Genomic DNA, 1,210 nt, shown 5'->3' with positions numbered 1-1,210 from the left:
GACCCATTCATGGGTGAGTAGCTCGACATCAGCCAGCCGGTTCAGCGGCCCTCTCCGGAACGGTGAATCGTCACGGACCGCCTCGGTCTTATAGAGCCCGATCGTCGTCTCCGCGAGGGCATTGTCGAAGGCATCACCGACCGACCCTATCGACGGGCGCAGACCCGAAAGCATCAGTGTCTCACCGAATTTCACCGATGTGTACTGCGACCCGGCGTCCGAATGATGGATCGTAGAGCCGTTCCAGGGGCGCCCCTGCCTCGCCCGCAACGCTGCCGCCTGCCGGATCGCCGATTCCACGAACGCGGTCTGTTTGCTGGTCGAGCACTCCCAGCCCACGATCCGCCCGGCGTAGGCATCGACCGCGAACGCGGTATAGACGAAACCGCCGCCGGCCAACCGGACATAGGTGAAATCGGCCACGACCAGCAGATTCGGCGCAGGGACCCGGAAGTTCCGGTCGACCAGATCCGCCGCCCGCGCCCCGGCCGGATCGGATTCGGTGGTACGAATCGCCTTGCGGCGCACCACACCTTTCCAGCCGTGGGCGCGCATCAACCGCTCCACGGTGCAGCGGGCCACCGGAATGCCCTCACGTTGCAGATGCCCCCACATCTTCTCCGCGCCATAGAGCGACGCGGGTTTGCGGCGGCCATGTTCGTCGGGCTCGTAGTAACCGGCCAGGATCTCGGTGACCGCGGTGTCCCACAATGCCCGCTTCGACGGCGCACGAGTATTCCAGGCATGGAACGTGCGGGGCGCGATCGTGATGCCGCGCGCCGTGAGTGCCCGGCACATCGCCGTGATCGGGAACCGAGCCTTTTGCTCGGCGATGAACTCACACACTAACGGTGTCGCGGGTGCTTGTCCCGCGCGAAAAAAGACGTTGCCGCAGAAAGGATTTCGATCGTCTGCTCCAACTCGGCGATCTTACGGTCCCGCTCACGAATCATCCGCGCCGCCTCGGTCGAGACCCCCTCGACCTCACCCCGATCGACCGCGCCTTGCCGGATCCATTTCCGCAGCGTCTCCGCCGTCATCCCCAGCCGGGCCGACACCGCCTTGATCGCAGCCCACTCACTGTCGTAATCGCCGCGATGGTCCACGACCAGCCGCACAGCCTTGGCCTTGGTCGCTTCGTCGTACTTCGATGGCATGGTCTGCCCATCCTCTCAAGAAAGAGAGTGGGCACGAAACACGGGGCGATTCA

At 64.6% G+C, this 1,210-nt stretch carries 1 pseudogene; it reads right to left on the bottom strand.

From position 1 onward, the window contains the following. Window positions 1–1,157 (bottom strand): annotated as a pseudogene (locus ACIBG0_RS42255) (IS3 family transposase); the annotation flags it as partial. Window positions 1,158–1,210 lie beyond the last annotated feature (53 nt).

Source organism: Nocardia sp. NPDC050630, from assembly GCF_044457245.1.
Lineage (GTDB): Bacteria > Actinomycetota > Actinomycetes > Mycobacteriales > Mycobacteriaceae > Nocardia.
Note: the sequence above shows the minus strand (reverse complement) of the source record. Positions and strands in the feature narration are given on the sequence as shown.